This window comes from Staphylococcus croceilyticus (genome assembly GCF_002902575.1).
Taxonomy (GTDB): Bacteria; Bacillota; Bacilli; order Staphylococcales; family Staphylococcaceae; genus Staphylococcus; species Staphylococcus croceilyticus.
The window spans coordinates 20,792-30,389 of the sequence record NZ_PPRD01000026.1 but is presented as its reverse complement, the minus strand read 5'-3'; the positions used below and the strand labels follow the sequence as shown (position 1 = coordinate 30,389).

The window sequence follows — 9,598 nt, the reverse complement described above, 5'->3', positions numbered from 1 at the left end:
GTTCAAGATATTCCATATCATTGGTTACTTCTATGCTAAATCGCCCATCTATATATGTAAATGATGCGAACTGTTGCATAAGTGCAATCACTTTTTTAAAATTCTTAGATTTGCTTGATTTTAGAATAATTTTTAAAACTTCTCTATTTTCAAATAAAGAGGCAATTTCTTCTTGAGAATGTTTGTAAGCATTAGGATGATTTAGCGCTAAGCCATCCAGGTGCATAATTTTCTTACCGTTAATTTCCTTTTCCATTGAGCGGCTGTTCAATGGGTGTAATTCAAGACGATGATTCTCCTCACTATTAATTGAAGTTTCAACTGGTTCCTCATATTGGCTACCATTTTCTAAAATATCTAGAATTTCTGTTGCTTCATTCAAAGTTTTGAAAATCAAGAAATGCGTATATTCTTCCCCATTATTCGTAAAATTAAGTCTTAAGCATCTATCTCTTTCTTCCCCATCGAAGTTCACTTCATTAATACTTGAAAAAGGTATGTGCAGTGTTAAGTGATTAGCGAGATTAACTATAAATAAGTCATTCAGCCCAAGATAAAATGAACTATAAATACTCTGTCCAAAGTCATTGTAGCTATAGTAAAAATCACATTCAGTTTTATAAAAAATGGTAGTATCACTATATGTATCTTTAATATATTGATCGTTTGCTTCCATACTTTTTCTATAATCCATTATCTATTCACCCATTGTTTATATTTATATGTAATATGCACCTTTTAATCACTATATTATGACATAAAAATAAAGATTGAGAACGTGAATCGTCTCAATCTCTATCTAAAATCATCTTATTTTTCTTTTAATTTGTTTTGAATTTGATGTAATTCCTTTTGAAGTTCTGAAGTACGTTTTTCAATCTCTTTAGTTAAAAAGTCGATTTTTTCATTGCGTTTTAAGTCTTTAGGAATATCTGATTGGTAAATTGGTTTACCAAATTTAATTAAGGCTTGTCCTGTAATTAAGCCATGTAATTTTGTAGGACCTACATATGCAGCTGGTAAAATTGGCGCTTTACCTAACATTGCAATTGTTGAGGCACCGCGTTTTAAAGGCGCACCTTCTACAGATGTACGATGCCCTGTTGGGAAGATCCCTACTGTTTTGTTTTCTTTTAATAGATTAACTGGGCGTTTTAACGTACTTGGACCAGGATTTTCACGGTCTACTGGAAACGCATTTAATGAAGTTAAGAACTTACCGCCCCATTTATTACTAAATAATTCTTTTTTAGCCATATAATGAATTTCATTAGGTACAAGTGCAACCCCTAACATTATGACTTCATTATAACTTTCATGGGTACATGTTACGACATATTTATTATCTTTTGGAATGTTTTCTTTTCCTAAAACGAATAAAGACTTAGCCATTTTTACTAAGAAAACATCTAAAATTCTACTAATGATTTTATACATTTTGTCACCTGCTTCTTTTTTATACACTTTAAGATTTTATCATTATACTTATTTTTGAACAACATTTCACAAAGATACATCTAAAGTCTGATAGTGGTTTACTGGCAAATTTTCAAAAAAATAAGCATAATTGAGATATCGACTAGATTAAAATGGAGGTTTAATATGTCAAATTATAATCAAGATAATTATTCGGAAAATGCAAATTATTATTCACAACCTAGAAAACCAAAATTTCCATGGTTTAAAACTATCTTGGTTGCTTTAATTGCAGGTATTATTGGCGCATTGCTTGTCTTAGGCGTAAGTAAGCTTATGGGTAATAGCGGTTTCAACGATAATGGTAGTCAAGTTCAAGAAGTGAGCAATAGTAAAGGTGGCAATGTACTTGATGGTAAGAGTGAAAAATATAAATCAGTCAACGCTATGATTAAAGACGTGTCTCCTGCTATTGTGGGTGTCATAAATATGCAAAAAGCGACGAGTTTAAACGATTTATTAGAAGGTAAATCTACGAAAGCGCAAGAAGCGGGTGTCGGTTCTGGTGTTATTTATCAAATTAATGATAATTCAGCTTACATCGTGACGAATAATCACGTTATTAGTGGCGCGTCAGAAATTAAAGTTCAATTACATAGTGGTAAACAAGTTGAAGCGAAATTGATCGGTAAAGATGCTGTGTCTGATATTGCAGTATTAAAAATTGATAAAGTTGGCGGCATTAAATCAATGAAATTCGCAAACTCTTCTAAAGTTCAAACTGGTGATAGCGTATTTGCTATGGGTAATCCACTTGGCTTAGAATTTGCTAACTCAGTAACTTCAGGTATTATTTCTGCTAATGAGCGTACAATCGAATCTAGCACAACTTCTGGTGGTACTAAAGTCAACGTATTACAAACGGATGCAGCGATTAACCCAGGTAACTCAGGCGGTGCATTAGTAGATGTGAACGGTAACTTAGTTGGTATTAACTCTATGAAAATTGCTGCCGAACAAGTAGAAGGTATTGGCTTTGCTATCCCTAGTAATGAAGTTAAAGTTACAATTGAACAACTTGTTAAGAATGGTAAAATCGAACGTCCTTCTATTGGTATTGGATTATTAAATTTAAGTGATATTCCTGATTCTTATAAAAAAGAATTAAAAACTGATCGTGATGATGGTATCTATGTAGCCAAAGTGAGCCACGGCAGTGATTTAAAAGTTGGAGACATTATCACAAAAATTGATGGTAAAGAAGTTAAAGAAGATACAGATTTAAGAACTTATTTATATCAAAATAAAAAACCTGGCGAAACTGCTAAATTAACGGTTATTCGCGATGGCAAGTCAACAGAAGTAACTGTCACACTAAAAAGTCAAAAATCAACAGCATCTGAATCATCATCTTCAGAATCTGAAAATAATAGTCAATTTATTAGATAATTAAATATATTAAAAAACACACATTTTGCTAGTAATACATGAATCGTATGTTAGCGAAATGTGTGTTTTATTTTATGCAGTTGGTTGATTCTTATGAGTTAAGAATAACGCTGGAATAATTATGATAAGCAATGTAACTACTGATACTAAGAAACCGGCATGGTAAGCCATAATACTATGCATCATTGAATTACCAAGGCGATTTAATACCATCGCTAGTGTTGTAGCAATAAAGGCAGTACCGAAGCTTGCGCCCACATTTTCAATCATATTAATACCCACGCCTGCTTCAGCGATTTCTTCTTCGCCAAGACCCATATAGGCATCCGTTGTCATACCTAGGTTAATGCCACCTACACTACAGCCTCTGATAAATAAAATCACTGAGAGCCAAATAATGCTTGTATGTTGCGTGATAAATAATAAAGGCACTGAGCCAAACATAGCGATAATGACGCTAATAATTACGACCCATTTCGCGCCATAATTATCAATGGCTTTACCAATATAAGGTCGCGTAATCAACATACCTAAACCTTGCGGAATTAAAGCTAAAGCCGCTTCAATTGCTGTATAATGTTTAAATGTCTGGAAATAAAGCGGAATAATGACCATCGACCCCATAATTCCTATATTTGATAGAAATAATCCAATAAATGAGGCACTATAATTTCTTTTTCTGAAAATAGATAAAGGTAAAATAGTGTCATTATTTTTATGATGATTATAGAAATAATAGCCTATCATTAATACTACGCCGATAATGATATAAATTAATGTCACAGAATTAAAGAAACTGTGATAATCTGCTGCCTTAGTCAGGCCATAAATAAATACTAAGCTAATTAAAGCTAAAAGGATAATACCGATGAAATCCATAGATTTAGCTTTATTAAAAGGTTTGAAATCTGGTAAATATTTCATCTGGAGCGCTACGGCGATAATAACGACGACGATATTAATAAAGAACATCCAGCGCCAGGAAGCGAAGCGGACGATGAATCCACCAAGCACGGGTCCTAAAATCGGCCCAAATATCATTGGCGTGCTTACTACAGCCATGACTTTACCAATATGTTCTTGGCCAGTTGTTTTAATTAATAACGTAAACATCAATGTGGTGATAACGCCAGCACTTAGGCCTTGAATGATACGGAATATAATAAAACTTTCGACATTCCAACTTATACCGGCTAAGACAGAGGTTAATCCAAATAATAATGAAGCGCCAATAAATACACGCTTGCCATTAAATTGGTTAATCAACCACCCTGCCACAGGAATAATCATGGCTAACGCTAAGATATAGCTTGTTATCCCCCATTGCACAGTATCTAAAGTTGTATTGAAAGTTTGATTAAGTCGTTTAATTGCAATATTGATCATCGTTGAATCAAGCATTGGTGCAATGGCACCTAAAGCAATGGGCCATGTGGCAGTCATTGTCTCTTTGGAAATTTGATTCGTCTCTTGATTAGACATGAATTCTCTCCTTTAATATTGTTTCTATGTCAACAAAAATATACGCTCTTTTTGTTTCCTTGTCAACAATATGAGGAGAAAATTTTTTCTTAATCTCAATTAGACAATTTCTTCTTTATGGCCTACGATTTTGTTTAATAATTTCTTCATCCAAGTGTTGATTATATCGGCGAATAAAAGCCATCATATTTTCAAATTCTTCATTTGTCATTGTTTCAAAGACTTTTTCATCTCTTTGTTGGAATTCTTGATGTAACTCTGAATGAATTCGATAAACGTGTTCACCTTCATCCGTTAATTTAAAATAAATTTCTTTTTTGTTATTTGGATTTCGGTAGTTTGCAATTAAGCCTTTTTGTTGTAAGCGCTTAGTAAGTTTACTAATTGCGCCACGTGTCATATATAACGTATCAGCTAAATAACGCACGTTAGGTTGGGAATGTTCTTTAATCGCTTCGATACAATGAACTTCGCTCGATTTATAACCTTTTAATGCGTGTTCCATTTTATCTTTATTTAACCAACCTATTTTATTGAATAAATCTCTAAAGCTGTTCATTAAGATTTCTTCTTTATTTTTATGCATTTTATATCACTCTTTTTGGAAAATTAATAATATACATATTATAGCTTACATGTGTCCAATTTTTCAGTAAAAAATAAAGTCACTTAGGAGATAAACACTTCTAAGTGACTAAGTTTAAATGAAATTATATTTATTTATAATTTACCATGAAGTATTTTTTCTTACCACGACGGATAATTGTAAATTCATCGTCAATTTTATCTTCACTGCCTAATTCGTAATCAACAGATTGTTGTCTTTCACCATTAATATAAATGGCACCATTATTAACATCTTCACGTGCTTGGCGTTTAGATGAAGCAATGCCAGTTTCAATTAAGGCTTCGATGATATTTGTAGTGTCAGCTGATAATTCAACTTGTGGTACATCTTTGAAACCTTCTTTTAATTCTTTGCCTGATAATGATTTTAAATCACCACTAAATAAAGCTTGAGAAATACGAATTGCGTCGTCTAACGCTTCTTGACCGTGGATGAATTTAGTTACATTTTCAGCTAAAGCTTTTTGAGCTTCACGTAAATGAGGTGCTTCATCTCTAGATTGTTCTAAACGCTCAATCTCTTCTTTATCTAGGAATGTAAAATATTTTAAGAATTTGATAACATCTTCGTCAGATTGGTTAATCCAGAATTGGTAGAATTCATAAGGACTTGTTTTTTCTGCATCTAACCACACAGCACCTGATTCTGATTTACCGAATTTTTTACCGTCAGATTTAGTTACTAATGGAATTGTTAAACCATATGCTTCTGTTTGACCATACATACGACGCATTAATTCAATACCGCTTGTAATGTTACCCCATTGGTCTGATCCACCTACTTGGATTTTACAATTTAATTCACGATTTAAATGACCAAAGTCAATCGCTTGTAAAATAGTGTAAGTGAATTCTGTGTATGAAATACCATTTTCTAAACGTGATTGAATTGAATCTTTACCTAACATATAGTTAACCCCTACATGTTTACCATAATCACGTAAGAAGCCGATTAATGAAATTTGACTTAACCAATCTTTGTTATTAACTAAAACTGCGCCTTTTTCAGTGCCAAATTCAAATAATTTGTGCATTTGTTTGCTTAAACCTTGAACATTCACTTCAACTTGTTCTTCAGTTTGTAGCACACGTTCTTCTGATTTACCAGAAGGGTCGCCAATCATACCTGTTCCTCCACCAATTAATACAATTGGACGGTGTCCGTGTTCTTGGAAGCGACGTAAAGTCATGAATGGTAGTAAATGACCAATATGCAAGCTATCTGCTGTTGGGTCTGCACCACAATATAACGTTACTTGCTCTTTATTTAAAAGTTCTTCAATACCTTGTTCATCAGTTTGTTGGTAAATTAACCCTCTCCACTGTAATTCTTCAATTAATGCATTTGTCACGATGACGTCCTCCTCTAATTATGATTTCAATATTGAATAAAGATTTAGCATTTTTCAAAAATAAAAACGCCCCTACATTATTAAAAATGTAAGGGCGCTTGATTGCACGTTACCACCATACTTAAACAACACTAATACTTCAATAACACTTTATAAATGGTATGAAAGTATAGCTGTTCACTCTTTTAATGATACGTTCATTAATAAAACGTAGGATAATTCATAATAAGGTGTATTCATACAAAAGTAAGTGTTAGTTCGCAGCACCCACTAACTCTCTTAAAATCTTACTAAAATACTACTTCTCCTCTTATCCAATATATATTGAATTGCTTTTAATTATAGGTAAGAGAGGTTTAAAAGTCAACTTCATGAATATGTTATACTATATTTAAATTTTAGGAGGTTCAAGATGAAAGTACGATTAACTCAAGCCTATAGAGGTGAAAAATTAAATACTTTTGAAAAATCCTATAAAAAATTAAAGCATATTTGCGTAGGCTTATTTAGTGTCGCTTTATTATGTGCTGTTATTGGTTTCATTGGTACTGTATTGTATTTTCATCACTTAACACATGAAGCCTCTCAAATTAGTGATGCAGAATTAAAACAAAGAGTACTTCACTTTGCTGGTGACGATCTCTTAAATCATGATAATAAAAATATTTTACAAGAATATGATCGTTCTCAAAACTCTTTAATCGTAGGTCCTGCCCATGTCAGTCCTAACGTAATCAAAGCATTAACTACGTCAGAAGATACTTTATTCTATAGACACAGTGGTGTCTTACCTAAAGCATTAGTACGCGCTATGGTACAAGATGTGTTTAATTTAAAACAAAGTACAGGCGGAAGTACGATTACTCAACAATTAGTGAAAAATCAAGTGCTTACTAATAAAAAAACGTATAGTCGTAAAGCCAATGAAATTATTTTAGCGATGCGTCTTGAAAAGGTTTTATCTAAAAATGAGATTATTTATACATATTTAAATATTGTACCTTTCGGTCGTGATTATGAAGGGTCTAACATTACTGGTATTGCTTCAGCATCATACAGTTTATTTGGTGTGCCACCTTTTGAATTAAATATTGCTCAGTCTGCTTATTTAGTTGGTCTATTACAAAGTCCATATCTGTATACTCCTTATAATACAGATGGTAGTTTAAAACCTCCTAGTGAAGTTGAAATCAGTATTCATAGACAACATTACGTATTAAAGAGAATGTTAGTTGAAGGTGTAATTAGTAGAGAAGAGTACATGCACGCTAAGAAGTATAATATTTATCAACATTTGCTTACTAATCCTAACTTGCATAGTACGAAGCAAACGTCAGCTTAAGCTCGTTAGCGTATAGGGTTCTGCCTTTTCAAAAAGAAAAAAGAGCAGTAGAGATAACCTCTACCACTCTGTGTTAATCATCAATTTATAATTAGAATAAACCTACTGCATGTCCGTCCTCTGTAACGTCCATGTTTAATGCAGCTGGTTTCTTAGGTAAACCAGGCATAGTCATGATTGCACCAGTTAATGCAACGATGAATCCAGCACCTGTTTTAGCTTCTAATTCTCTGATTGTAATATCGAAGTCAGTTGGCGCACCTAATGCAGTTGCGTCGTCACTGAATGAATATTGCGTTTTAGCCATACAGATTGGATATTTGCCCCAACCGTTGTCAGTGAATTCTTTTAATTGTTTTTTAGCTTTTTTACTAAATGTAACTGAAGAACCACCGTAGATGTCTTTAACGATTGTTTCGATTTTTTCTTCTAATGATTGATCTAAATCATATAAGAATTTGAATTCATTAGGTTGTTCGATAACTTCAAGTACTTGGTTAGCAAGCTCAACGCCGCCTTTACCGCCTTTTTCCCAAACTTCAGTTAAAGCGATACGTACGTTGTTTTCTTTAGCCCAAGCTTTTACTGCTTCAGTTTCTGCATCAGTATCGTGGATGAACGCGTTTAATGCGATAACTGGTTCTACACCGAATTTACGGATGTTGTTTACGTGACGTTCTAAGTTAACGATACCAGCTTTAAGCGCTTCTACGTTTTCTTCTTTTAAGTCATCTTTAGCTACGCCGCCATGCATTTTAAGCGCACGAACTGTCGCAACTAATACGACTGCTGATGGTTCAAAACCTGCTTCACGAGCTTTAATGTCGATGAATTTTTCAGCACCTAAGTCTGAACCGAAACCTGCTTCTGTAACTACAATGTCAGCTAAGTCACGTGCAGTTTCTGTAGCTAAGATTGAGTTACAACCATGAGCGATGTTAGCGAATGGTCCACCGTGTACTAATGCAGGAGTACCTTCGATTGTTTGAACTAAGTTTGGTTTGATAGCGTCTTTTAAGATCATTGCTAAAGCGCCTTCAACTTTAAGGTCTGCTACTGTAATTGGTTTACGTTCACGAGTGTAACCAATTGTAATGCGGCTAATTTTTTCTTTTAAGTCTTTGATATTACGAGCTAAACATAAAATAGCCATAATTTCAGATGCAACTGTAATGTTGTAACCATCTTCACGAGGTACACCATTAGTAGGTCCACCTAAACCAACATTCACGTGACGTAATGCACGGTCGTTCATATCTAAAACACGTTTCCATTCAATACGACGAACGTCGATACCTAGATCGTTACCTTGGTGGATATGGTTATCGATGAATGCTGATAAAGCATTATTTGCTGTTGTAATTGCGTGGAAGTCTCCGTTGAAGTGTAAGTTAATGTCTTCCATTGGTAATACTTGTGCGTAACCACCACCAGTGGCACCACCTTTAATACCGAAAGTTGGTCCTAACGCTGGTTCACGTAAAGCAACCATAACGTTTTTATTTAACTCATTAAATGCATCAGATAAACCTACAGTAACTGTTGATTTACCTTCCCCAGCTGGAGTAGGACTCATTGCAGTTACTAATACAACTTTCCCTTTGTTATCTTTAGGTTTAATTTGATTGATATCAATCTTAGCTTTGTAATGACCATATTGTTCTAAAGCAGATTCAGGAATCCCTGCTTTTTTAGCGATTTCTCCAATAGGTTTTAATTCTGATTGATTAGCAATATCTAAATCTGATAAATGTGCCAACTTATTTCAACCCCTTATGATAATTAAAATATTTTTATGTAAGAAGACCTTTGCTTGAAAGAAGGTTTCTTTAAATCTTACATATTAATAATAACTAACTATATAAGCGATGTCGAATTTTTGATAGCGTTTCCAAGTATTTGTGTAAAATTTAACTGAATGTTTGTGAAT

Annotated in this window: 7 protein-coding genes and 1 pseudogene; 2 read left to right on the top strand and 6 right to left on the bottom strand. The window is 33.6% G+C overall.

Going from position 1 to position 9,598, the window contains the following annotated elements; all coding sequences use genetic code 11:
- Both CD128_RS04705 and CD128_RS04700 read right to left on the bottom strand, forming a co-directional pair.
- A pseudogene (locus tag CD128_RS04705) lies at positions 1–694 on the bottom strand (hypothetical protein); the annotation flags it as partial.
- Between the two features lie 116 nt (positions 695–810).
- Positions 811–1,437: a lysophospholipid acyltransferase family protein gene (locus CD128_RS04700; RefSeq protein WP_103328901.1), complete on the bottom strand. Its 627-nt coding sequence runs from the start codon at positions 1,435–1,437 to the stop codon at positions 811–813.
- A gap of 165 nt (positions 1,438–1,602) precedes the next feature.
- Here CD128_RS04700 and CD128_RS04695 point away from each other — a divergent pair, with 165 nt between their 5' ends.
- Positions 1,603–2,865, top strand: coding sequence for a S1C family serine protease (locus CD128_RS04695; RefSeq protein ID WP_103328900.1), 1,263 nt, complete (start codon positions 1,603–1,605; stop codon positions 2,863–2,865).
- 72 nt (positions 2,866–2,937) lie between these two features.
- Here the strand turns inward: CD128_RS04695 and CD128_RS04690 are convergent, their stop codons facing one another.
- The 3 genes from CD128_RS04690 to tyrS all read right to left on the bottom strand — a co-directional run bounded on the left by CD128_RS04690 (position 2,938) and on the right by tyrS (position 6,326).
- Complete coding sequence (locus CD128_RS04690; protein ID WP_103328899.1) at positions 2,938–4,347, bottom strand: MDR family MFS transporter; 1,410 nt, start codon at positions 4,345–4,347, stop codon at positions 2,938–2,940.
- A 115-nt stretch (positions 4,348–4,462) separates the two neighbouring features.
- Positions 4,463–4,933: a MarR family winged helix-turn-helix transcriptional regulator gene (locus CD128_RS04685; RefSeq protein WP_103328898.1), complete on the bottom strand. Its 471-nt coding sequence runs from the start codon at positions 4,931–4,933 to the stop codon at positions 4,463–4,465.
- Between the two features lie 130 nt (positions 4,934–5,063).
- On the bottom strand, positions 5,064–6,326 hold the full coding sequence (tyrS, locus tag CD128_RS04680; protein ID WP_103328897.1) for a tyrosine--tRNA ligase: 1,263 nt from the start codon (positions 6,324–6,326) through the stop codon (positions 5,064–5,066).
- A gap of 412 nt (positions 6,327–6,738) precedes the next feature.
- Here tyrS and CD128_RS04675 point away from each other — a divergent pair, with 412 nt between their 5' ends.
- Entirely contained in the window at positions 6,739–7,668 is a 930-nt protein-coding gene (locus CD128_RS04675; RefSeq protein WP_103328896.1) for a transglycosylase domain-containing protein, read from the top strand.
- Between the two features lie 91 nt (positions 7,669–7,759).
- On the opposite strand, the gene CD128_RS04670 is transcribed toward CD128_RS04675, so the two are convergent.
- A complete protein-coding gene (locus CD128_RS04670; protein ID WP_103328895.1) occupies positions 7,760–9,427 on the bottom strand; it encodes a formate--tetrahydrofolate ligase in 1,668 nt (555 codons plus the stop codon).
- Positions 9,428–9,598 lie beyond the last annotated feature (171 nt).